25 protein-coding genes are annotated in these 21,887 nt (G+C 63.1%); 20 read left to right on the top strand and 5 right to left on the bottom strand.

Annotation, left to right across the window (positions count from 1 at the left end; translation table 11 throughout):
* Positions 1-176 precede the first annotated feature (176 nt).
* On the top strand, positions 177-1,493 hold the full coding sequence (locus ACWA1U_RS13440; protein ID WP_463722665.1) for an ammonium transporter: 1,317 nt from the start codon (positions 177-179) through the stop codon (positions 1,491-1,493).
* Positions 1,490-1,828 carry a P-II family nitrogen regulator gene (locus ACWA1U_RS13435; RefSeq protein WP_463722664.1) on the top strand — a complete coding sequence of 113 codons (339 nt, stop codon included), beginning with the start codon at positions 1,490-1,492 and terminating at the stop codon, positions 1,826-1,828. Before ACWA1U_RS13440 ends, ACWA1U_RS13435 begins: the two co-directional genes overlap by 4 nt.
* A 79-nt stretch (positions 1,829-1,907) precedes the next feature.
* Here ACWA1U_RS13435 and ACWA1U_RS13430 read toward each other — a convergent pair whose 3' ends face one another.
* Entirely contained in the window at positions 1,908-3,377 is a 1,470-nt protein-coding gene (locus ACWA1U_RS13430) for a glucose-6-phosphate dehydrogenase (protein ID WP_463722663.1), read from the bottom strand.
* 161 nt (positions 3,378-3,538) lie between these two features.
* On the opposite strand from ACWA1U_RS13430, the gene ffh reads away from it, so the two are divergent.
* The 18 genes from ffh (at position 3,539) to ACWA1U_RS13340 (ending at position 18,055) form a co-directional block, all read left to right on the top strand.
* Positions 3,539-5,119 carry a signal recognition particle protein gene (gene ffh / locus ACWA1U_RS13425; RefSeq protein WP_463725049.1) on the top strand — a complete coding sequence of 527 codons (1,581 nt, stop codon included), beginning with the start codon at positions 3,539-3,541 and terminating at the stop codon, positions 5,117-5,119.
* A gap of 74 nt (positions 5,120-5,193) precedes the next feature.
* On the top strand, positions 5,194-5,898 hold the full coding sequence (locus ACWA1U_RS13420; RefSeq protein WP_463722662.1) for an alpha/beta fold hydrolase: 705 nt from the start codon (positions 5,194-5,196) through the stop codon (positions 5,896-5,898).
* 75 nt (positions 5,899-5,973) lie between these two features.
* Positions 5,974-6,861 carry a VOC family protein gene (locus ACWA1U_RS13415; RefSeq protein WP_463722661.1) on the top strand — a complete coding sequence of 296 codons (888 nt, stop codon included), beginning with the start codon at positions 5,974-5,976 and terminating at the stop codon, positions 6,859-6,861.
* A gap of 200 nt (positions 6,862-7,061) precedes the next feature.
* Positions 7,062-7,466, top strand: a complete 405-nt coding sequence (rpsP, locus tag ACWA1U_RS13410; protein WP_463722660.1) for a 30S ribosomal protein S16 — start codon at positions 7,062-7,064, stop codon at positions 7,464-7,466.
* Between the two features lies 1 nt (position 7,467).
* Positions 7,468-7,710: an RNA-binding protein gene (locus ACWA1U_RS13405; protein WP_459324671.1), complete on the top strand. Its 243-nt coding sequence runs from the start codon at positions 7,468-7,470 to the stop codon at positions 7,708-7,710.
* Between the two features lie 101 nt (positions 7,711-7,811).
* The gene (gene rimM / locus ACWA1U_RS13400) at positions 7,812-8,399 is read left to right on the top strand and encodes a ribosome maturation factor RimM (RefSeq protein WP_463722659.1); all 588 of its coding nucleotides are present in this window, start codon (positions 7,812-7,814) and stop codon (positions 8,397-8,399) included.
* Positions 8,399-9,205 (top strand): tRNA (guanosine(37)-N1)-methyltransferase TrmD, encoded by an 807-nt coding sequence (trmD, locus tag ACWA1U_RS13395; protein WP_463722658.1) that lies wholly within the window; start codon positions 8,399-8,401, stop codon positions 9,203-9,205. Before rimM ends, trmD begins: the two co-directional genes overlap by 1 nt.
* Positions 9,206-9,416: 211 nt before the next feature.
* Complete coding sequence (gene rplS, locus ACWA1U_RS13390; protein ID WP_463722657.1) at positions 9,417-9,776, top strand: 50S ribosomal protein L19; 360 nt, start codon at positions 9,417-9,419, stop codon at positions 9,774-9,776.
* A 25-nt stretch (positions 9,777-9,801) separates the two neighbouring features.
* Positions 9,802-10,515, top strand: a complete 714-nt coding sequence (lepB, locus tag ACWA1U_RS13385; RefSeq protein ID WP_463722656.1) for a signal peptidase I — start codon at positions 9,802-9,804, stop codon at positions 10,513-10,515.
* Between the two features lie 13 nt (positions 10,516-10,528).
* On the top strand, positions 10,529-11,326 hold the full coding sequence (lepB, locus tag ACWA1U_RS13380; RefSeq protein WP_463722655.1) for a signal peptidase I: 798 nt from the start codon (positions 10,529-10,531) through the stop codon (positions 11,324-11,326).
* The gene (locus tag ACWA1U_RS13375; protein ID WP_463722654.1) at positions 11,323-12,033 is read left to right on the top strand and encodes a ribonuclease HII; all 711 of its coding nucleotides are present in this window, start codon (positions 11,323-11,325) and stop codon (positions 12,031-12,033) included. Before lepB (ACWA1U_RS13380) ends, ACWA1U_RS13375 begins: the two co-directional genes overlap by 4 nt.
* A 7-nt stretch (positions 12,034-12,040) precedes the next feature.
* A complete protein-coding gene (locus tag ACWA1U_RS13370) occupies positions 12,041-12,367 on the top strand; it encodes a DUF2469 domain-containing protein (protein WP_299165671.1) in 327 nt (108 codons plus the stop codon).
* 105 nt (positions 12,368-12,472) lie between these two features.
* Positions 12,473-12,829, top strand: a complete 357-nt coding sequence (locus tag ACWA1U_RS13365; RefSeq protein ID WP_463722653.1) for a YraN family protein — start codon at positions 12,473-12,475, stop codon at positions 12,827-12,829.
* On the top strand, positions 12,829-14,370 hold the full coding sequence (locus ACWA1U_RS13360) for a YifB family Mg chelatase-like AAA ATPase (RefSeq protein WP_463722652.1): 1,542 nt from the start codon (positions 12,829-12,831) through the stop codon (positions 14,368-14,370). Before ACWA1U_RS13365 ends, ACWA1U_RS13360 begins: the two co-directional genes overlap by 1 nt.
* Entirely contained in the window at positions 14,367-15,563 is a 1,197-nt protein-coding gene (dprA, locus tag ACWA1U_RS13355; RefSeq protein WP_463722651.1) for a DNA-processing protein DprA, read from the top strand. The genes ACWA1U_RS13360 and dprA overlap by 4 nt, the downstream gene beginning before the upstream one ends.
* A gap of 59 nt (positions 15,564-15,622) precedes the next feature.
* Positions 15,623-16,222 (top strand): methylated-DNA--[protein]-cysteine S-methyltransferase, encoded by a 600-nt coding sequence (locus ACWA1U_RS13350; protein ID WP_463722650.1) that lies wholly within the window; start codon positions 15,623-15,625, stop codon positions 16,220-16,222.
* A 197-nt stretch (positions 16,223-16,419) separates the two neighbouring features.
* Positions 16,420-17,361 (top strand): tyrosine recombinase XerC, encoded by a 942-nt coding sequence (locus ACWA1U_RS13345; RefSeq protein WP_463722649.1) that lies wholly within the window; start codon positions 16,420-16,422, stop codon positions 17,359-17,361.
* Between the two features lie 190 nt (positions 17,362-17,551).
* Positions 17,552-18,055, top strand: a complete 504-nt coding sequence (locus tag ACWA1U_RS13340; protein WP_463722648.1) for a DUF3145 domain-containing protein — start codon at positions 17,552-17,554, stop codon at positions 18,053-18,055.
* 97 nt (positions 18,056-18,152) lie between these two features.
* On the opposite strand, the gene ACWA1U_RS13335 is transcribed toward ACWA1U_RS13340, so the two are convergent.
* From ACWA1U_RS13335 to ACWA1U_RS13320, 4 genes are all read right to left on the bottom strand, one after another.
* Complete coding sequence (locus ACWA1U_RS13335) at positions 18,153-19,388, bottom strand: beta-ketoacyl-[acyl-carrier-protein] synthase family protein (RefSeq protein WP_463722647.1); 1,236 nt, start codon at positions 19,386-19,388, stop codon at positions 18,153-18,155.
* A 79-nt stretch (positions 19,389-19,467) separates the two neighbouring features.
* A complete protein-coding gene (locus ACWA1U_RS13330) occupies positions 19,468-19,713 on the bottom strand; it encodes an acyl carrier protein (RefSeq protein ID WP_463722646.1) in 246 nt (81 codons plus the stop codon).
* An 84-nt stretch (positions 19,714-19,797) separates the two neighbouring features.
* Positions 19,798-20,853, bottom strand: a complete 1,056-nt coding sequence (locus ACWA1U_RS13325) for a beta-ketoacyl-ACP synthase III (RefSeq protein WP_463722645.1) — start codon at positions 20,851-20,853, stop codon at positions 19,798-19,800.
* Positions 20,850-21,815: an ACP S-malonyltransferase gene (locus ACWA1U_RS13320; RefSeq protein WP_463722644.1), complete on the bottom strand. Its 966-nt coding sequence runs from the start codon at positions 21,813-21,815 to the stop codon at positions 20,850-20,852. Before ACWA1U_RS13320 ends, ACWA1U_RS13325 begins: the two co-directional genes overlap by 4 nt.
* Between the last annotated feature and the right edge of the window lie 72 nt (positions 21,816-21,887).

The raw sequence follows: 21,887 nt of genomic DNA, 5'->3' as shown, positions 1-21,887 counted from the left end.
GACCGCAATGGACGGCTGTGGACCGCCCGAAATACTCCGGAAACACTCCGGTCATGCACTCTTTACGTGGGTGTTCCACTTGTAACGTCCACGCAACACAACGCCCAAGGTGTCGAAACACGGCGTTGGGAAGCTTTGAGGCAGCGGGAAGTGCCCGCCACCGAGAGGACGTAAAGATGGATCTGAATGCAGGTCACGTCTGGGTCATGGTTTCCGCCGCCCTGGTATTGCTCATGACGCCCGGACTGGCATTTTTCTACGGCGGTATGACCCGCGCCAAGGCAGCGCTGAACATGATGATGATGAGCTTCATCGCGGTTGGACTTGTAGGCATCGTGTGGGTGCTTTGGGGTTACTCGATGACGGGAGGCGACGGCGTCGCCCAGCTCTTCGGAAATCCGTTCGCTTCCTTTGGCCTTGAGGGGCTCATTGGAACCGAAGACATGATCAGCGCAGGTTACGGTGCAACCTTCGCAATCATCACTGTTGCCCTCATCAGCGGGGCGATCGCTGACCGCGCCAAGTTCGGCGCCTGGTCACTCTTTGTCCCGATCTGGGTTACAGCGGTTTACTGCCCACTCGCCTTCATGGTGTGGGGCGGTGGGCTCCTGAGTGAAGAAGGAGCAATCGGTAGCGCGGTCGGTGAAGCGATCGACTTCGCTGGCGGAACGGTCGTGCACATCAGTGCCGGTGTAGCGGCACTTGTCCTTGCGATCATCCTCGGGAAGCGCCAGGGCTTCGGAAAGGACCCGGCACACCGACCCCACAACGTGCCGCTGGTCATGCTTGGCGCTGCCCTCCTCTGGTTCGGGTGGTTCGGTTTCAACGGTGGCGCAGCAGGCACGGCTGAGGAAGCCGGTTTGATCTGGGTCAACACAATGGCTGCTCCGGCTGCCGCGATGGTCGGTTGGCTCGTCATCGAACGCTTCCGCGATGGCCGCCCCACCTCCCTCGGTGGCGCTTCCGGCATCGTCGCGGGACTGGTGGCGATCACGCCCGCATGTGCGAGCGTCAGCCCCATCGGCGCCGTCGCGCTGGGCCTTATCTCCGGTGCCCTGTGCGCCCTCGCGGTCGGCCTGAAGTACCGCCTTGGATTCGATGACTCCCTCGACGTCGTTGCAGTGCACCTCGTCGCTGGCGTCGTCGGAACCCTGGCCCTCGGCTTTATCGCCATGCCCGTGGACGGAGAAGGTGGCGGCCTGTTCTACGGCGGCGGTGTAGCCCAACTCGTGGCCCAGGTGGTGTCGGTCCTCGTGGCAATCACACTCTCAGCAGTCATGACAGCCATCATCGGCCTGGCGATTCACAAGACGATCGGCTTCCGCGTCACCCCCGACAACGAGGTGTCAGGCGTCGACCTGTCGGAGCACTCCGAGACCGCGTACGAGTTCGGCGGCCTGGGCGTTGGCGGGCAGTTCCACCCCTTCCACGAGTCCGCCCGGAGCCCCGTCGAGGAAATCGAGACACCCGCACAGCAGAAAGTGAACTCATGAAGCTCGTTACAGCAATCGTTCGGCCGGACAAGCTGGACAACGTCCGTGGAGCCCTTGAGAACTATGGCGTGCAGGGCCTCACCGTAAGCCAGGCGAGCGGTTATGGCAGGCAGCGCGGTCACACTGAGGTCTACCGGGGAGCGGAATACACCGTCGACCTTCTGCAGAAGGCCAGGGTGGAGGTGCTGGTGGCAGACGCCTGGGTGACTGACATCGTCGACGTGCTCGTATCAACGGCTAACACCGGACGCGCCGGCGACGGGAAGGTCTGGGTGCTTCCGGTGGAGGACGCCGTCCGGGTCAGGACCGGCGAACGCGGGGACGCTGCCCTCTGAGGCACTCCCTCCAGAGATAGACGTTTACGCAGGTAAGGCGGGTTGAGCCGTGGCTCAGCCCGCCTTACCTGCTTGGGGACTATCCTCTCGCCTGCTCAGCGTCGTGCCACGCCTCTGGGCCGTCGGACCCTGCGGGGTATTCATCCATGGGCACCTCGCCAGAGCTCCAGGCGGCGAGGACGGGTTCGACAATGCGCCAGCAATCCTCCGCTGTGTCTCCGCGGACCGACAGGGTGGGGTCCCCGGACAGGACGCCGTCCAGAACCTCGCCGTAGGGCAGCAGCTCCGAGGCGTTGAGCTCGGCGCGCAGGTGGGCCCGGTCCAGGCAGAACACGTCGCCCGGACCGTTGACGTCTACGTCCAGTTGCAGTGTGTCAGGACCGAAGCCAATCCTCAGCCGGGTTGGAGTGTCCACCCCGGTGAAGCCTGCGGGTAGATGATTGACGGGCTTGAAGGTGATCACTGCTTCCTTGCGCTTGTGTCCAAGCGATTTTCCCGAACGCAGCCGGAAGGGCACCCCAGCCCAACGCTCATTGTTGATGGACACGACTATCTCAGCGAGGGTTTCCGTGTTGCGGGCCGGATCCACACCGGCTTCGTCCACGTAATCCGGAACGTCCCGGCCCTCGATCGTGCCGGCAGCGTATCGGGCCCGGCCGGTGCTCTTCCGGTAGTCGGTATCGACTTTCGCGGCGCGCAGGACTGTCCCGATGTGATCGCGCAGATCCCGCTCGTGGAGGGTGGACGGAGGATTCATCGCGAGAAGCGCCATCACCTGGAGAAGGTGGCTCTGGATCATGTCCCGCAGGGCACCGGCGCCGTCGTAATAGCGGGCCCGGTTTTCAAGGGTCAACGATTCGTCGAACACAATATCGACTGACTCGATATGGAGGCTGTTCCAGACGGGTTCGAGGAAGCGGTTGGCGAACCTCAGCCCGAGGATGTTGAGCACTGTGGCCTTGCCGAGGAAGTGGTCGACCCGGTGGACGTGGTCCTCGGGAACCAGCTCGGCGAGTATCGAATTCAGGCGGTGCGCGGATTCGCGGTCGGTGCCAAAGGGTTTCTCCATGACCAGCCGTGAGCCTTCGGGAAGATCCCCGGGCTCCAGGACAGAGCACGCCCTCTCGCTGACAGCGGGCGGCAGCGCGAAGTAGACGGCAACCGGACCATCGAGGCGTCCGAGGAGCTCAGCAAGTGCACCCTCCGCGGTGACATCGAGCTGATGGTATGTGCTCGATGCGCAAACGCGGTCCAGCGCAGCGCCCGCGGCTGCATCGGTGGTCCCGCCGTCGTCGTTTGCCTTTGTCGCCGTCGGATCAGCGAAGGAGGTCAATAGGCGCTCCTGCCATTGCTCGGCGGTCCAGGCATCGGAACCGGCGCCCACCAGCGTAAGGCCCTCCGCCTTACCGTGGCGGACCAGTCGGGCCAGCCCGGGGAGAAGCAGACGGCCCGTCAGGTCACCAGACGCGCCAAGGATGAGAAGCGTCCGGATCGCCTGACCACGAAACTGATGTCCGGAGGCGTGTTCGTCAATCGCATGTGTAGTCACGCTTAACACCCTGCCACTGACTGTCGCTGCTGTCTTCCGTAACTGCTCGGTGACTGCGTGGTAACCGCTTCGTAACTGCTTCCGCATCGGGGAGGGGACGCGCCAGTTGCTACGCTAGATAGTTGAATCCACCCAAGCCCGAGGAAAGCAGTTCACGCACCGTGTTCAATTCACTCTCAGACCGGCTGACAGCGACCTTCAAGAACCTTCGAGGGAAGGGCCGGCTGTCAGAGGCCGACATCGACGCAACGGTCCGCGAGATCCGCCGCGCCCTGCTCGACGCGGATGTCGCCGTGCCGGTGGTGCGTGCCTTCACGGCGCAGGTCAAGGAGCGAGCACTTGGCCTGGAGGTTTCGCAGGCGCTCAACCCGGGCCAGCAGATCGTCAAGATTGTGAACGAGGAGCTCGTTGGCATTCTGGGCGGTGAAACCCGCCGGATCCGCCTCGCCAAGAACCCGCCGACCGTGATCATGCTGGCGGGCCTTCAGGGTGCGGGCAAGACGACCCTTGCGGGCAAATTGGCGAAGTGGCTGAAGGGACAGGGCCACAGTCCCATGCTGGTCGCCTGCGACCTCCAGCGGCCCAACGCTGTCAAGCAGCTGCAGGTGAACGGCCAACGCGCGGGCGTGCCGGTCTTCGCACCTCATCCCGGCGTGAGTTCGGAGTTCGAGTCCGCAACGGGAAATCCCGTCGACGTTGCCCGCCAGGGTATAGCCGAGGCACGAACCAAGCTGCACGATGTCGTCATCGTCGATACCGCTGGACGCCTGGGCATCGATACGGAGCTTATGCAGCAGGCCGCTGACATCCGGGACGCCGTCAACCCGGACGAAGTGCTGTTCGTCATTGACGCGATGATTGGCCAGGATGCCGTGAACACGGCGCAGGCGTTCAACGAGGGCGTCAATTTCACGGGTGTCGTCCTGACAAAGCTCGACGGCGATGCCCGCGGCGGCGCAGCGCTTTCCGTCGCCTCCATCACGGGCAAGCCGGTGATGTTCGCGTCCACCGGCGAAGCGCTGACCGACTTCGAGGTCTTCCACCCGGACCGCATGGCCTCCCGCATCCTCGATATGGGTGACATCCTCACCCTGATCGAGCAGGCCGAGAAGTCATGGGACAAGGATGAAGCTGCCCGGATGGCGAAGAAATTCGCCGACCAGGAAGACTTCACGCTGGATGACTTCCTTGCGCAGATGCAGCAGATCCGCAATATGGGCTCCATGAAGAAGATGCTCATGATGATGCCGGGCGCGGCCAACATGCGCCAGCAACTGGAGAACTTCGACGAGCGGGAGATCGACCGGGTTGAAGCGATCGTCCGCTCGATGACCCCGCACGAGCGGGTTGCTCCGAAGATCATCAACGGCTCCCGCCGCGCGCGTATCGCCCGCGGGTCGGGGGTGCACGTGTCGGAAGTCAACGGCCTGCTTGAGCGCTTCGGCCAGGCGCAGAAGATGATGCGCAAGATGGCCGCAGGCGGTGGCATCCCTGGTATGCCGGGTGTAGCTGGGCCCGGCGGCTTTTCCGGCGGAGCACGGAAGGGCAAGTCGAATGCGAAGGCCAAGAAGCCCCGATCGGGTAACCCGGCCAAGGCCGCGCAGGAGGCGGCCGCCGCCGAAGCACGCCGCAACGAAGCGCGTTCCGCAGTGCCCACCGGGGCCGCTTTCGGTCAGCAGTCAGATTTCGACCCGGCTTCGCTGAACCTACCCAAGGGTTTCGAGAAGTTCCTCGGAAAATAGGTCCTGGCGGCGCCCCGCGCCCGCCTGGACATCGGAACCGGAGAAATGTCGGTACCCCTGATTAGGGTGGTGACATGAATAAAGAGCGTGTGGTCTTTGTGCATGGAGCCGGAAGCTTTGGCGCTGCTGCCTGGCCCGAACAGCACGGAATGGCCCTCGGATTTGATTGCCTCTTCGTGCGGCGCCATGGGTTCGACCCGGTGGACCCGCCGCTGCCTACCGACTTTGCTGCCGACCAGCGCATCGTTACCGAAGCGCTCGGTAGCGGCGGGCATCTCGTGGCCGCATCACAGGGCGCAGTGTCGGCCATGATGGTCGCAGTTGAACGGCCGGAGTTGGTGCGCTCCCTGATCCTGGCGGAGCCTGCATGCCTGTCGCTCACCGAGTCATTACCCGCAACCGCCGCGCACCGCGCCCGGGTTGAACCCCTTTTCGCACGTGCTTCTGAGCTGACGGATGAAGAATTCAACCGCGAGTTCGTGCGCATGGTCTTCGCGGCAGAACCGCGCCCGCTTGATACCTCACTGGCCAGGCGCAGCGCACGGCGCCTGAGGCTGCAGGCGCCACCGTGGACGGCTCCACTTCAGATTGTCCCTGGGGTCCCCACACTGGTCCTCACCGGAGGTTGGGAACCCCTCTACGAGGAGGTTGCCGGGTATCTCGCAGCAACCGGCGCGGTCCACGAGGTGGTAGGGGGTGGTCACCGGCCGCAGGACACTCCGCGCGGGGCGCAGCTCATCCGCGATTTCGTTATGAGGCAGCAACTCCACGCTGCCTGAACTATCGACGAGGCGGCGGAATAAGTTTAAGGTTCAAGTAGTTGTGTCTGACAAAGCCGCACTGTTGGAGGACCTATGAACACCGCACTTGATCTGCTCCCGGCAGACACCGACATGGGGACGGTCTCGCTGAGGGTGGGGAACCTTGGCCAAATGGCCAAGTACTACCAAAAAGCTCTGGGATTGGTCGAGACGGGCGAGTCCGCTGGCGGCGTGGACCTTGGACGCGCCGGCACCACGCTCATCCACCTCGCTCCTGCTGGCGACCTCAGCTTGCCGCAACGTACCGACGCGGGGCTCTTCCATTCCGCCATCCTCTTCGCCGACAGGGCAGGCCTTGCGGCGACTGTCGCCACGGCGGCCCAGGCTGCGCACGACGCCCGTGGACGCTACATCGGAAGTGCTGACCACCTTGTGAGTGAAGCCTTCTATTTCGCTGACCCCGAGGGCAACGGTATCGAGTTGTATTTCGACAAACCCCGCGATGACTGGAACTGGACCACCTCCAACGGCACGCGGAGCATCGTGATGGACAACGCCCCGCTGCCCCCACGCCCATATCTCGACGCGAACCTCACTGAAGCGTCGGTGGACGGGCAACGCAAGGCCCCGGCCGACGTCGGGCACGTCCATCTGCAGGTAGGGGACGTGGAAACTGCGGGACGGTTCTACATCGATGTGCTCGGTTTTGAGCGGACCGCCGGGTGGCACGGCCAGGCCCTCTTCGTATCGGCGGGTGGGTACCACCACCACATGGCCATGAACGTATGGAACAGCCGGGGTGCCGGGCCGCGCCGAGACACTCTCGGCTTGGGGGAGGTATTGATTCGCGTCCCTGGCGCGCAAGCGATCGGCGCGTTGGCGGAGAGGTTGGCGTCAGCGGGCATCACTCACCATCACACCGGTTCTGAACTTCGGTTTGAAGATCCGTGGAGGAACGCGTTACGAGTGGTTTCGAACTGAGCCCTGTGGGCATAATGACCGCGGTTGCGCGCTGAAGTCGCAAGGTACATCGAACATCTGGCACAATGTACCTGTACCCAATCTGCGCAGCCCCTCTCTCTGCGCGCATTGTGTCCTCTAGAACCCCCAAAAGTATGGCCCGCCCCACGGGTGCAGAAACCGGAGTTCGCCCTTTTGACCAACAAGGAGTGACCACACAAGTGGCCGTAAAGATTCGCCTGAAGCGCTTCGGCAAGATGCGCGCACCGTACTACCGCATTGTCGTCATGGACTCCCGCGCCAAGCGCGACGGACGAGCCATCGAGGAGATTGGCAAGTACCACCCCACCGAGGAGCCCTCGTTCATCGAGGTCAAGTCCGAGCGCGCGCAGTACTGGCTCGGCGTCGGTGCACAGCCCTCCGAGCAGGTTGCCGCGATCCTCAAGATCACCGGTGACTGGCAGAAGTTCAAGGGCATCGAGGGCCAGGAAGGCACCTTGAAGACCAAAGCACCCAAGGAGACCTTCACGGCTCCCGAGAAGGGTTCCGTCATTGTTCCTGAGGCGATCACGCCCAAGAACAAGAAGGCCGAAGAGCCTGAAGCCGTAGCCACCGAGGCTGAGTAAGTTGCTCGCCGAAGCCTTGGAACACCTGGTTCGAGGAATCGTGGACAGCCCTGATGATGTCCGGGTATCCGCGAAATCCAACCGCCGCGGCGAAACGCTTGAGGTTCGTGTGCACCAGGAAGACCTTGGCCGTGTTATCGGCAGGCAGGGCCGTACCGCCCGAGCGCTCCGCACCGTGATCTCCGCCCTCGCAGACGGTGAGCCGGTCCGGGTCGACGTTGTGGATACTGACCGCCGTCGCTGATCAGCAGTATCAACCGGCATCTTGACCCGAAGTCCGGCCCCAACACCAGCGTGTTGGGGCCGGACTTTTTCGTGATTCGTTCCAAATTGACTGGAGAGTAAATGGACCTGCAGGTCGCGCGTATTGGTAAGCCCCATGGAATCCGGGGCGAGGTGACCGTCCAGTTGTTCACCGATGTGCCGGACGAGAGATTCGAACCCGGCGCAGTGTTTCGGGTTGAGCCGGCGTCCAAGGGCCCGCTCACCATCACAGGGGCGCGCTGGAACAAGGAGATTTTGATCCTCGGGTTTGAGGAGGTAGCCGACCGCAACGCAGCGGAGCTGCTGCGTGGTGCACAGCTTTTTATCGACGCCACCGATACGGAGGACGACGACGAAGGCTGGTACGAGCACGAACTCGTGGGGCTTGTTGCGCGGGTGGGGGAGGTTGTCGTCGGGCGGGTGAGTGCGTTGCGCACCCTGGAAGTCCAGGACCTCCTGATCATCGAGCGCCCCGACGGTGAAGAGGTGCTGGTGCCCTTCGTCGAGGAAATCGTCCCGGAGGTCGACGTTGAGGGGGGATTCGTCCGTCTTACACCGCCGGAAGGGTTACTTGAACTCAACCTTCCGGGGTCCAACCGTGCGGATGGGGACACCGAAGGCGAGGACGTCCCCGCTGATGATCCGGGCGAGAACGGGAATGATCGCTAGTGCGCATCGACGTCGTCAGTATCTTCCCCGAGTATCTCGCGGCACTTGAGCTGTCGCTGATCGGCAAGGCGCGGCAGGATGGCTTGCTGGCTCTCAACGTCCACAACCTCCGCGGCTTCACCACTGATCGCCACCGGACCGTCGATGACACACCCTACGGCGGTGGTGCAGGGATGGTGATGAAGCCCGAACCGTGGGCGCAGGCGCTTGAGAGCGTGCGCGGTGATTCGCGCCCGGTACTGATCGTCCCATCACCGGCGGGTGCTGTCTTCACGCAGGCCATGGCTCATGAATTTGCTGCAGAGGAGCACCTTGTGTTCGCGTGCGGGCGCTACGAGGGCATCGACGAGCGGGTGCTTGCCTGGGCGGCTGAAGGTTTCGAAGTGCGGTCGGTGAGCCTCGGTGACTATGTGCTCAACGGCGGGGAAGTCGCGGTGCTGGCGATGGTGGAGGCGGTCGCACGACTGCTTCCCGGCGTCGTCGGCAACCCAGAGTCACTCGTGGAGGAGTCGCACTCGGACGGGCTCCTGGAATACCCGGTCTACACAAAGCCTTCTTCATGGCGTGAGTTCGAAGTTCCAGAGGTTCTCCTGGGTGGGAACCACGCGCGCATCGCACGGTTCCGGCGCGACGAACAGCTGCTCCGTACGGCGGGACGGCGCCCGGACCTCATCGAGAAGCTTGCTGCCCAGGCACTGGATGCTGCGGATCTCGCCGTGCTCGCGGGGGCCGGATACGCCATCGTCGGTGGCTGGGTCCGTCGCGTTGACGATGGTTCCAGCGACGGATCCGCCGTTCAGCCATAGCAGCAGCGCTGTGGCATAATTGATACTCGTGCCAACTGGGTGCGCGCCTGCCGCAGGGGGAGCGCTACCGACAGAAGGGCACGCCGGCATCGCTAACGGTCGCCGGTACTAAATCTTCGACGATATTTGTTTGCCAACGGCTTTCAGCCGGGCAGATCTTTGCCGTCGCGACCAACGTGGATGACCTGCGGCGTTCACCAGGAGCAATCACATGCATATTCTCGACAATCTGGATGCAGCGTCGCTGCGCAGCGACATCCCCGCCTTTCGCGCCGGAGACACCCTGAAGGTCCACGTCAACATCATCGAAGGCAAGAACACCCGTGTTCAGGTCTTCCAGGGGTTCGTTGTCGGGCGTCAGGGCGACGGCGTTCGCGAGACCTTCACGGTCCGCAAGGTCAGCTTCGGTGTCGGCGTTGAGCGTACCTTCCCGGTTCACTCCCCGGTGATCGACAAGATCGAGGTCGTCAGCAAGGGCGATGTCCGCCGCGCCAAGCTGTACTACATGCGCGATCTCCGCGGCAAGGCTGCGAAGATCAAGGAAAAGCGGGATCCAAAGACCGCCAAGTAGTTCCAGCAAGAACACCTGCTTCACCATGCCTTCGTCGTCCGTCCAGCGGAAAGGACGCAGGCAGCATACAAAGCGCCGGCCCGGAAGTTCGGGCTGGCGTTTTGTTTTTTACTCTGTTGCTTTTGCGCTGGCAGCAATGATCACGGTCCGCGCTCTACTGGTGGACGTGTTCTACATTCCTTCCGGATCGATGGAGCCGCTCCTCGAGGCTGACGACAGAATCCTCGTCTCCCGAACCGACTACGCCTTCGGTGACATAGAACGGGGAGACGTCGTAGTGTTCGACGGTCGGGGATCATTCAGCCCCCTCGGCGAGGGTGGATTCCCACAGGCCCTCGGTGATGTAGCGCGGTTCTTTGGGCTGGGGGACACGGAAGCTGTTTACGTGAAGCGAGTGCTCGGGGTCGGTGGAGACACCGTTGCATGCTGTAACCCTGCTGGCCGCGTCACGATCAACGGGAACGTGATCGAAGAGCCTTACGTTCCCCCTACAGACGCTCCGAGTGAGGTCGGGTTCGAGGTGGTGGTCCCTGAGGGTAAGTTGTGGCTTATGGGCGATCACCGCTCGGAGTCCTTCGACTCACGCGGTCTTCTCGGCGCACCGGGCGGCGGCCTGGTGGCGGAGGATCGGGTCATCGGACGCGCTTTGAGCGTAATCTGGCCATTTGAGCGTTACTCAGCAATACCCCGCCCCGGCGACGCGCCGTCGTCGTCCGGTTCATCCCCGAACGCACAGTAGAGGACCCGCACGCATGGCAAAGACTTACCCGGAGACACCGAACGACGGCGCGGAAGAGCCCGCGGACACGCCGCGTTTCGATGCACCCGGCGAGGCAACGCCTGCTCCCTCGGCGAGCCGGAGCATCGGCAGCTGGGCGAAGGAAATCCTCATCATCGTTGCGGTGGCCCTGCTGCTGTCATTCCTCATCAAAACATTCCTGTTCCGCGCATTCTTCATCCCCTCGGGGTCAATGGAGGACACACTGGAGGTCGACGACAGGATCTTCGTCAACCAGCTCGTGCCGGAGCCTTTTGCGCTGGAACGGGGCGACGTCGTCGTCTTCCGTGACACCCAGAGCTGGCTCCCTGAGCCCGCACCAGGCACCACCTCGACTAACTGGTTCCAGGACGCGCTGGTTTTCATAGGTCTACTGCCCGACCAATCACAGCAACACCTGGTCAAGCGCGTCATAGGACTGGAGGGTGACCGCGTCATCTGCTGCGACGCTGACGGCCGGATCACTGTCAATGGCGAGGCCTTGGACGAGCCCTACCTCTTCCCGGGCGCAAACCCCTCGGACACTCCATTCGACGTCGTCGTTCCTGAAGGGAAGATCTGGGTCATGGGCGACCACCGCAATGCCTCCGCCGATTCCCGGGCCAACCGCGACAAGCCGGGGGAGGGTTTCATCGACGTTGAAGAGGTGGAGGGCAAGGCTGCGGTCATCGCCTGGCCATTGAACCGGCTCGGCTTCCTGGGCAACTATCCCGAGGTGTTCGACGGCGTTCCAGCCCCCTCCGAGGCCTCCGGTTCGGATGCGGGGCCATGACCGGAAAAGCTCCGACACTGCGGTACGAACGCTCCTTCCTCGCAGAGGGCCACCGTTTCCTGGCCGGGTGCGATGAAGTAGGCCGCGGCGCACTTGCCGGGCCCGTAAGCGTGGGGCTGGTGGTCGTCGACATCACCGCTGTAAAAGGTCTGCGCGGCGTGCGGGACAGCAAACTGCTCTCCGCCTCCGACCGGGAAGCGCTGGTCCCGAAGATTCAGCGCTGGGCGCTCGCTTACGGCGTGGGCCATGCAACGGCTGCGGAAATTGACGAGTTCGGCCTGATGGGTGCTCTCCGGGCGGCAGGCAACCGGGCCTGGGCGCAGGTACGCCAGACGGTCCGTCCTGATGCCGTAATCCTCGATGGAAACCACAACTGGCTTGCCCCGGAAGCGCAGGGCACCCTTTTCGACGATGTCGAGACCCACGAGATCACCTGTGATGCTCCGGTCCACACCCGGATCAAGGCGGATCTCCAGTGCCTGAGCGTTGCAGCCGCGAGTGTGCTCGCAAAAGTGGAGCGTGACCGGATGATGACCGAGTTCGCCCTCGAGTACCCCGGTTACGGGTGGGAAATAAACAAGGGTTATGCCACCTCCGGTCACCGTGATGCGATTGATGGGTTGGGACCCAGCGCCGAGCACCGGCGTACCTGGCGTCTGGGCAACGCTGCGCGGATGAGCGTTCCGGCCGTGGAAATTGGGAGATGATGGGTTCATGAGCGCCGAAGATCTCGAGAACTATGAAACCGACATGGAGCTGCAGCTCTACCGCGAATACCGTGATGTGGTCAGCCTGTTCAACTACGTGGTCGAAACGGAGCGCCGGTTCTACCTCGCGAATCACGTAGACCTGCAGGCACGCTCTGCTGATGGTGAGATCTATTTTGACCTGACGTTGAATGACGCCTGGGTGTGGGACGTCTACCGTTCAGCGCGGTTCGTAAAGACGGTGCGGGTCATCACGTTCAAGGACGTGAACGTCGAAGAGCTGGCGAAGACAGATGACATTCCGCTTCCCAAAGACGGCTCCCTCGGCGCCTGAGTCCAACTCCACAACCGGCCTGATCCACTGCAGTTACCCACATAAAGCGTCTGAGCCCGCACCTCCGGTTCCAACCTCCGTCAGGCTGGAACCGGAGGTGTTCGCATGAGGACAAAAGACGAACTGGGCAGGCGGGGCGAAGCTCTCGCCGCCCAATACTTGGAGGAAGCCGGGCTGCGGGTCATAGACCGCAACTGGCGGTGTACGGTCGGGGAAATTGACCTCGTTGCGGTAGAGGGCGCCACACTCGTTGTGGTCGAAGTGAAGACCCGCTCGTCGGAGAACTACGGCCACCCGCTCGAAGCCATCACCCCCGGCAAACTCGAGCGGCTATACCTGCTCGCCTCCCGCTGGGCACGCGCCCACGATCTGCGGTTCGCGGGTTTCCGCGTCGATGCCATCGCAATAGTCGACGACGGCGTCGCAACGCCTGTCATCGATCACCTGCGGGCGGTGACCTGATGCCGTTGGGGCGCACCTACGCGGTGTCATTGGTCGGAATGAACGGCTACATCGTGGAGGTCGAGTCAGATATTGGCCAGACCCTGCCCGCATTCGTCCTTCTTGGGCTGCCGGATGCTTCGCTTTCCGAAGCGAAGGAACGGATCCGGGCCGCAGCGCGGAATGCGGGCCTTCCCCTGACCCGTCGCAAGATTACGGTGAACCTGATTCCGGCGTCGTTGCCGAAGCGTGGTTCCAGTTTCGACCTGGCTATCGTCATGTCCGCGCTAGCAGCGGCTGGCGACGTCCGTGACTGCGGCAGTACCGTCTTTCTCGCTGAACTCGGCCTTGACAGCCGGCTCAGGCCGGTGCGTGGGGTGCTCCCGGCGGTGATGGCGGCAGTCGAAGCCGGTTTCGTGCAGGTTGTCGTGGCCAGCGAGAACGCTGCCGAGGCCGCACTGGTGCCGCAGGCGTCGGTGCGAAGCTTTGATTCCTTGCCTGAAGTAGCACTTGCCTTCGGGGCTGACGCATCAATGGTGGAACTCCCGGTTCCAGGGCATGGCGCTTTGGGTTTGCAGGCGGATACCCGGGATGTCACGCTCGTACCCAAAGATATGTCGGACGTTGCCGGGCAGGCGGAAGCACGTTTCGCGGTGGAGGTGGCTGCCGCCGGTGCCCATCACGTCATGATGGTCGGACCGCCGGGCGCGGGTAAGACGATGCTCGCGGAACGGATACCAGGCATCCTTCCGGACCTCACAGACGAACAGGCAATGGAAGTCACGGCGATTCATTCCCTGGGCAGCGCGGTTTCCTGTCGCAAACTCAAACGCCGTCCCCCTTTCGAAAGTCCACATCACACAGCCAGTGCTGCCTCGATCATCGGCGGTGGAAGCGGAATCCCTAGACCCGGTGCCGCGTCCAGGGCTCACCGGGGCGTCTTATTCCTCGACGAGGCCCCCGAGTACCAGCGACGAATCCTCGATGCACTCAGAGAACCGCTCGAGAGCGGCGAGCTGGTCCTTCATCGCGCTGCTGGAACCGCCACCTACCCTGCCCGCTTCCAACTCGTACTCGCGGCAAATCCGTGTCCGTGCGGAATGGCAAGCGGGAAGGGCATGGACTGCAGTTGTTCCGCTCAACAGCGCCGCAGGTACTTCGACCGCATGTCCGGCCCTTTACTTGACCGGGTGGACCTGCAACTGGCCGTACACCGGGTGGCCCTGAAGGACTTCGCAGGCTCCACGCGTACGGAATCCAGCGCAGCCATCGCGGCGCGGGTCACCGTTGCACGCGCCATGCAGCGGGAACGGCTGGCCCGTTGGGACATCCAGACCAACGCGGAAGTTCCTGCACCCCTCCTCCACAACGAGTTGCGGCTCTCCCGCAAAGCGACCGAGTCACTGGATCTGAGGATGGAAACGGCCACCCTTACCAAACGAGGCTACGACAGGGTTCTCAGGGTCGCCTGGTCAATTGCTGACCTTGCGGGGAAGAATATGCCCGACCGCGATGACGTCGACATGGCGATCCTTTTCAGGACACAGGAGGCCGTGGCGTGAACTGGACAGATACACAGGTCGCCAGGGCCGCGCTGTCTCGGCTGGTCGATTCTTCGGACAACGTGGGCATGGCACTCGTCGCGGCCGCCGGACCGGAGCAGGCGTTGCGCATCGCAACAGGAGATCTCCAGTGCGGTCCTGCGATATTCAGGAGCCTTCTGGAGCTCTTATCGGAAAATGGGCACCGGGTCCGGACGGACATGCTCTCTCAATCTGTCGCCCGTTGGCATTCTCGGGCAAGGGAGCTGGCACCACACCGTGACCTCGAAACGGTCCGCAGGTTCGGCGGGACTATCCTGACGCCCGAAGCAGAGGGCTGGCCAGAGTCACTCACCGACCTTCAGGAGGCAATGCCGATATGTCTCTGGGTGCGGGGCGAGGGCGAAGTCTTCCTCGCCAGTTCACAACGCACCATAGCGCTCGTTGGTTCGAGGGACAGCACCAACTACGGCGAAGCCGTAACCGGGGACCTGGCGAGCGGGCTGGTGGCTCGTGGTTACACCATCATCTCGGGGGGCGCTTACGGGATCGATGCCCAGGCTCACCGGTCCGCGCTTACCGCAGCACGTGAGGATCACCCACAGCCCACGCTTGCGGTGATGGCCTGCGGCATTGATCGCTACTACCCGGCCGGCAACGAGGAGCTTCTCCGGGAGGTCGCTCGCCGGTGCTTCCTCATCTCCGAAGTGCCCCCAGGATCCTCACCCACCAGATACAGGTTCCTGCAGCGCAACCGGCTGATCGCTGCCCTCAGTACTGTCACGGTCGTGGTGGAGGCCCGCTGGCGCTCAGGCGCGCTTAGCACCGCCCATCATGCCGCCGGACTGGGGCGTGCGGTGGGAGCCGTGCCGGGTCCCGTCCACTCGCCGAATTCGGCCGGCTGTCACCGGCTGCTGCGCGACGGTAGCGCCATCTGCGTAACCGACGCCATTGAGATCGCCGAGCTAGCAGGGCCTCTGACCATCGCAGCTACTGAACACCACGAGGGGGAACCGGCCATTCATGACGGTCTCTGCGTAGAGGATCTCCTCCTCCTGGACGCACTTCCAGTAAGGGCCACCTCCACCGTAGACAAGCTGGCGACGGTGGCCGGCCTGAGCCTACCTGGAATCCTGGCCGGTTTGGGCCGCCTGGAGGCGGGCGGACTGGCGCAACGTTCAGGGGACGGCGGGTGGCGTAGAAATGGCCGCTGACCATCGCAACCTCACGCTCACACCAAGAACCCAACAAGATAGATAAGAGAGGAAAGCAGATGTACATGTTCACCATCGTCGAAAGCCCAATTGGAGGCCTTGTCCTTGTAACGAGTGGGCGAAAACTCGTCGGCATCTACCACGAGTACCACTCTCCGGAGCCTTCGCCGGTGCTTTTGGGCAGGCCGTATGACCCGCGTGCGGATTTCGGCCTGAACGGTGATGCACAAGTTGACTCCGAGCCCTCCACGAAAGGAACTGACAACGGGGAAATCGACCTGGAGGCCGCCGGAGAAGTCTTCCGCCAGACGTCAGAGTGGTTGAAGGCCTACTTCAACGGACGGGTTGCATCGCTTCCGTGCTTCGAACTCGTCACCGGAACCGACTTCCAGCGCAGCGTCTGGGCTGCGGTTGCTAAGGTGCCGTACGGTTCCACCCGCACTTACAAGGAGATCGCGGCAGCACTCGGCAATGAGGCCATGGGGCGCGCTATCGGCGCGGCTGTGCGCGCCAACCCGCTCTCGATCCTCATTCCCGGGCATAGGGTTGTCGGCGCGAAGGGTCAGGTAACGGGGTACGCAGCCGGGGTTGCCGTGAAGCGGGCCCTGCTGGAACTTGAGGCAGCAGTAAGCACCCGGGCCTCTGCGCAGCAGGAGTAACAGGAGCCACGGCAAGAGAAACACGAGTCGCATCGGCGCCCGGAGGCGCATCGGCCGACGGCGAGAGTGGTCCCAGAGCGTAGTGGCTCTGTAAGGGAGCGCGAGCGCACGGTGAGCCTCCTTGAGGTTGCCACGCCTGTGACGCACAGTTGATTGCAGTCCTTGAAGGCGAGGTTCGCCGTCGAAGGGAGGAGCTCATGGTCGCCGGACGCGGTCACAGTCACAGTGACAGTGCGCTTATAGCTGTTGCCATCGAGGGGTTCAGCCGCTACCTCCTGCAGGAACGGAATCGGTCTGCCCATACCGTCCGGGCGTACCGCGGCGACCTTGCTCATTTTGCTGCCTTCGCGAAAGTCAGTGGACGGCTGTACCTTCACGAGGTTGATCTGAGCTGTCTTCGAGCCTGGCTGGGTTCCCTCGACCGAGGATCCCTGTCACGGGCAACTATCGCCAGACGGGCTTCGACGGTGCGCGCCTTCCTGGCCTGGGCCGTTCGCGAGGATTTGATACAGACTGACCCGTCGTTGCGGCTCAAGGCGCCGAAGCGACAAAATGCTCTGCCTGCTGTGCTTTCCACGGGTCAGTTGGCGCCTGTACTCGCGCGAACGCAGTCCATTGCCGTAGGTGGGGATCCGATGGCCCTGCGGGCGCGCGCGGTGTTGGAGCTGCTATACGGGTCGGGAATCCGGGTAGGGGAACTCGTTGGCCTCGACATCGACGACCTCGACACGGATCGACGCACCCTGAGGGTCCTGGGAAAGGGAAACAAGGAACGCACCGTTCCCTACGGCGTTCCGGCAGCCCATGCGGTGCACGACTGGCTGACCAGGGGGCGTGGGAAGTGGGTTCGTGCCGATTCCGGCCCTGCGCTGTTCATCGGCCCGCGCGGGCGCCGACTTGATCAGCGGCAGGCGCGCTCGGTGATCGAGAGTCTGCTTGCCACGATCGAAGGGTCCGGCGCGAGCGGTCCGCACGCGCTCCGCCATACGGCAGCAACACACCTGCTCGACGGCGGTGCGGACTTGAGGGCGGTCCAGGAGCTTCTCGGCCACCGCAGCCTCGCCACTACACAGCTCTACACCCACGTGTCGGTCGAGAGACTTCGCCGCAGCTACCAACAGGCGCATCCCAGAGCGTGAAGGTGGAGGTGCGTCGCGCGGGTAGCGCAACTCCGGCCGGATCGCCCGTCTCCATCGGAATTACACTGGCGGAATTCCGGATCATACGGCACAATGTACCGTGGTTGGTAGTTTTGCCGGTCCGGAGAACCTGTTCCATCCTGAGCTTGAGGTCGTTGGGGAAGACGTACCTAGAGCTATGGAGGATGGAATGTCTGTTGTGATGGCCCGCGGTGTTCTCTACGTGCACTCAGCCCCCTCTGCGTTGTGCCCTCATATCGAGTGGGCCATCGGTTCCGTGATTGATCAGCGGACCGACCTGCAGTGGTCGCCTCAGCCCGCCGCGCCCGGAATGTTCCGCGCTGAGCTTTCTTGGGCAGCGCCGCAAGGTACGGGCGCCAAGCTCGCCTCGGCCTTGCGCGGGTGGGCGCATCTCCGCTATGAGGTCACCGAAGAGCAAAGCGCCGGTGTTGACGGCGGTCGATGGTCCCATACTCCCGAACTGGGCATCTTCCACGCAACTACCGACGTACACGGCAACGTGATGATCTCCGAGGACCGCATTCGGTACGCATACGAAGCCGGCGCCGGAGACCCTGCTGCGGTCTACCATGAGCTGTCCCTCGCGCTGGGGGAGTCCTGGGACGAGGAACTCGAGCCTTTCCGGCACGCAGGCGAGGGAGCACCGGTTCGCTGGCTGCATCAAGTCGGTTAGGGCGGCACTCCAGTAACCTGCGGATCTATCCATAGCGCTTTAAGCAGAAGGGCCCAATCCACAGCAAGTGGATTGGGCCCTTCTGCGTGGGACGTTGCTAGACGTTCTTCACCACGATGACGGCGTTATGCCCGCCGAACCCGAACGAATTGCTTAATGCCACGATGTCTCCCGTGGGCAGGTCCCTGGGTGAGGTGACGATATCGAGTGGGATGGCTGGATCCTGATTTTCAAGGTTGATCGTCAGGGGTGCTTTACGTTCATAGACAGCAAGTACTGTCATGACCGCTTCCACTGCGCCGGAGGCTCCCAGCAGGTGGCCCGTCTGCGATTTGGTCGCGGACACTGCCACAGAATCCACGTGGCTGCCGAGGGCGGTCTTGAGCGCGACATATTCGGGCTTATCACCAACAGGTGTAGATGTGGCATGTGCATTCGCATGCACCACATCAGAGGCTTGTACCCGCGCGTCAAACAACGCAGCCTTCAGCGCGCGGGTCGCTCCCAGCCCCTCAGGGTCAGGCGCCGTGATGTGGTAGGCGTCGGCTGTGACGGAGGTGCCCGCCAACTCGCCGTAGATTCGCGCACCTCTAGCGAGTGCGTGCTCTTCCGCTTCCAGAAGGAGCGCGCCCGCACCTTCGCCCATGACGAACCCGTCCCGGTCGATGTCGTAAGGCCGCGAAGCGTGCTCAGGATCGTCATTTCGCCGTGAGAGCGCCTGCATCGATGCGAACGCGGCGATCGGCATCGGGTGGATGGCGGCTTCAGCTCCGCCGCACATGACGACGTCGGCCTTTCCAGACCGGATGAGCTCCACTCCCTGGTGAAGGGCTTCGGTACCGGAAGCACATGCGGAAACTGGTGTGTGCGCGCCTGCGCGCGCACCCAGATCGAGACTGACGGCCGCAGCCGGGCCGTTCGGCATCAGCATTGGCACTGTCATCGGCAAGACCCTCCGGGGCCCTTTCGCGCGAAGAGTGTCCCACGCGTCGAGGAGCGTCCAGACGCCACCTATTCCCGTAGCGAAAGCGACGGCAAGCCGATCATGGTCCACTTCCTCAATACCGGAGTCACGCCATGCCTCGCGCGATGCTATGACCGCGAACTGCGTGGAAGGGTCCATCCGCTTCGCCTCGACGCGGGTAAGGACCTCACTTGCCGGGGTGGAAATTTGTGCGGCAAAAGTGACAGGTAGCTCGTACTCCGCAACCCAGTCTGCCTCGATTGTGCGAGCGCCGGACACGCCTTTGAGGGCGTTCTTCCACATGGTCGGCACATCACCGCCGATGGGTGTCGTGGCGCCCAGGCCCGTGATGACTACTTTGCGTGTCATGGTTCACTCTCTGCTGCGTGGTTGCGGGGTTGGACTAAGTGCCTGCATGCGGCGATGGGTGTGCCACCGCCGCATCTAATCAGGACTGGGCGTTGGCGATGAAGTTGACGGCGTCGCCAACGGTCTTGAGGTTCTTTACTTCCTCGTCCGGGATGCGCACGCCGAACTTTTCCTCAGCGTTGACCACGATGGTCATCATGGAGATTGAGTCGATGTCGAGATCGTCGGTGAAGGACTTGTCCATCTCCACCGACTCGGGCGCGAGCCCAGTCTCTTCATTGACGATCTCGGCCAATCCAGCGAGGATTTCTTCGTTGCTAGCCATGACGGCTCCTTCTCTTGTGTTCCAGCCTGTGTGGCCGGCTCGGTTTGATCAGACCGCACGAAACGCGCGGGCTGAAGCGGAAATCTAAGGGAGAACTATGACCTGGGCACCAAATACCAGGCCAGCACCAAAACCAATCTGCAAAGCGAGCCCTCCGCTGAGCGAAGGATTCTCGGAAAGCAGCCGGTGCATTGCGAGGGGAATTGAAGCTGCGGACGTGTTACCGGAATCCACGATGTCACGGGCAACCGCCACGTGGTCGGGCAGGCTAAGCTGCTTGACCATCTCGTCAATAATCCGGATATTCGCCTGATGGGGTAGGAACGCTACGAGGTCTTCAGCACGGACGCCAGCCGCGTCCAGGGCCTGTTGAGCAACTTTCGCCATTTCCCACACCGCCCACCGGAAGACGGTTGGTCCGTCCTGGCGCATGGTGGGCCAGATAGGTGACTCCGCGGCTCCAGTAAAGGCAGCTTCGCCGTCGTTGAGCGCCGCCAGCGAGAGGTCCCGCACATCGAGCAGCGAGTGCGTCATCCGGATGGACTCGTGCTTGCTGCCGTCCGAGCCCCAGACGGAGGGTCCAATGCCTGGGGTGTCCGAAGGGCCGACGACAACGGCGCCTGCACCGTCGCCCAGGAGGAAGGAAATGGTGCGCTCCGCATTGTCAATGAAGTCGGAGAGCTTTTCGACGCCGACGACGAGCACGTACTCGGCCGTACCGGCGTGCACCAAGGCGTCAGCCTGGGCAATCCCGTAGCAGTAGCCGGCGCAGGCGGCGGAGATGTCGTAAGCCGGAGCCGGGGTGGCGCCGAGACGGTCAGCGAGCTGGGCGGCGGCAGACGGGGTGGCGTAGGGGTGCGTGACAGTTGAGACAAGTACTGCGCCCAACTGTGACGCCTCGATTCCGGCGTCGGCGAGCGCTGCGCGCGAAGCGGCCTCTGCCATGTCGATGACGGACGTCTCGCGGTCCGCACGGTGGCGGGTGACGATTCCCGTGCGCTGGCGGATCCACTCATCCGACGAATCGATCCACTGGCAGATGTCGTCATTGGTGACGATGACGTCTGGGCGGAAGATGCCCAGTCCGTGAATCCGGGTATTTTCCCGCAGGGAGGCTTGCTTGAGGGTGGGAGTAGTCACTCGTTTCCTTCTGCGATGGGAGCATCAGTGGGGCCAGCGGTGCGGGAGTGCTCGTCGATGAATGCACGGGCAGCGTCGAGATCGTCCGGACTCTTGACTGCGAGGCTGGCGGTCCCGCGCATGCCCCTTTTGGCAAGTCCCGTCAGCGTACCTGCCGGCGGAAGTTCGAGCACGCCGGTGACGCCCATTGCCTGCAGCCTGGCCATGCAGAGGTCCCAGCGGACTGGGCGTGAGACCTGGGCGATCAGGCTGTCGAGGTTCGTGTCACCTGAGGTAACGGGCTCGCCGTCGTAGTTTGAAAGCAGCGTGGCGAGCGGGGCAACCGGTGAGAGCGCCGGACGCAGGCTTTCAAGGGCTTCCACCGCCGCAGCCATGTGGTGGGTGTGGAAAGCGCCCGCAACTTTCAACGGGATGACCCGGCTCTTGGACGGCGGTTCTGCAGAGAGGGCGGATAGCTGGTCCAGGGTGCCGGCGGCGACAACCTGGCCTCCACCATTGGTGTTTGCAGGGGTTAACCCGAGCCGGTCAAGGGTGGCGGTGACCTCTGCAGGATCTCCTCCCAGAACCGCGCTCATGCCGGTGGGGGTAACTGCCGCTGCTGCGGCCATCGCCCGCGCACGAGTACGGACCAGGGCCACGGCGTCCTGCTCCGACAAGGCACCGGCGATGGCAGATGCGGTCAGTTCACCCACGGAGTGCCCAGCTACAACCGTGGAGGAAGTCAACTGCGCATCACCGAGTAGAACGCGTGCCGCAACGAGTCCCGCTGCGACGATGAGCGGCTGGGCGATCGCTGTATCGCGAATAGTTTCCTCGTCCGAAACCGTTCCGTGCTCCAGGAGATCAACCCCTCCGGCTTCACTCAGTGAGGCCACGTGCCCGCGGACGCCTGGCAGGTCGAGCCAAGGGGTCAGGAAGCCGGGGGTCTGGGAGCCCTGTCCCGGGCAGAGAATTGCAAGCACGTATCAAGCTTTCCAAAGAGGAGGTAAGAACAAGGGTGTCCCGGTACACGAAGCTCCGGAAGGCACTTTGTA

Source organism: Arthrobacter sp. TRD_SC_6 (assembly GCF_055361185.1).
The sequence above is the reverse complement of the archived record's forward strand: the minus strand, read 5'-3'. Positions and strand labels throughout refer to the sequence as shown.

Coding starts and splice junctions, on each gene's coding strand:
- rimM (WP_463722659.1), top strand. CDS start 7,812: ATGGACCTGCAGGTCGCGCGTATTGGTAAGCCCCATGGAATCCGGGGC.
- ACWA1U_RS13335 (WP_463722647.1), bottom strand. CDS start 19,388: ATGACACGCAAAGTAGTCATCACGGGCCTGGGCGCCACGACACCCATC.
- ACWA1U_RS13345 (WP_463722649.1), top strand. CDS start 16,420: ATGGTCGCCGGACGCGGTCACAGTCACAGTGACAGTGCGCTTATAGCT.
- ACWA1U_RS13415 (WP_463722661.1), top strand. CDS start 5,974: ATGAACACCGCACTTGATCTGCTCCCGGCAGACACCGACATGGGGACG.
- rplS (WP_463722657.1), top strand. CDS start 9,417: ATGCATATTCTCGACAATCTGGATGCAGCGTCGCTGCGCAGCGACATC.
- lepB (WP_463722656.1), top strand. CDS start 9,802: ATGCCTTCGTCGTCCGTCCAGCGGAAAGGACGCAGGCAGCATACAAAG.
- ACWA1U_RS13435 (WP_463722664.1), top strand. CDS start 1,490: ATGAAGCTCGTTACAGCAATCGTTCGGCCGGACAAGCTGGACAACGTC.
- ACWA1U_RS13340 (WP_463722648.1), top strand. CDS start 17,552: ATGTCTGTTGTGATGGCCCGCGGTGTTCTCTACGTGCACTCAGCCCCC.
- ACWA1U_RS13365 (WP_463722653.1), top strand. CDS start 12,473: ATGAGGACAAAAGACGAACTGGGCAGGCGGGGCGAAGCTCTCGCCGCC.
- ACWA1U_RS13370 (WP_299165671.1), top strand. CDS start 12,041: ATGAGCGCCGAAGATCTCGAGAACTATGAAACCGACATGGAGCTGCAG.
- ACWA1U_RS13350 (WP_463722650.1), top strand. CDS start 15,623: ATGTACATGTTCACCATCGTCGAAAGCCCAATTGGAGGCCTTGTCCTT.
- ACWA1U_RS13440 (WP_463722665.1), top strand. CDS start 177: ATGGATCTGAATGCAGGTCACGTCTGGGTCATGGTTTCCGCCGCCCTG.
- ACWA1U_RS13360 (WP_463722652.1), top strand. CDS start 12,829: ATGCCGTTGGGGCGCACCTACGCGGTGTCATTGGTCGGAATGAACGGC.
- ACWA1U_RS13375 (WP_463722654.1), top strand. CDS start 11,323: ATGACCGGAAAAGCTCCGACACTGCGGTACGAACGCTCCTTCCTCGCA.
- lepB (WP_463722655.1), top strand. CDS start 10,529: ATGGCAAAGACTTACCCGGAGACACCGAACGACGGCGCGGAAGAGCCC.
- ACWA1U_RS13420 (WP_463722662.1), top strand. CDS start 5,194: ATGAATAAAGAGCGTGTGGTCTTTGTGCATGGAGCCGGAAGCTTTGGC.
- ACWA1U_RS13330 (WP_463722646.1), bottom strand. CDS start 19,713: ATGGCTAGCAACGAAGAAATCCTCGCTGGATTGGCCGAGATCGTCAAT.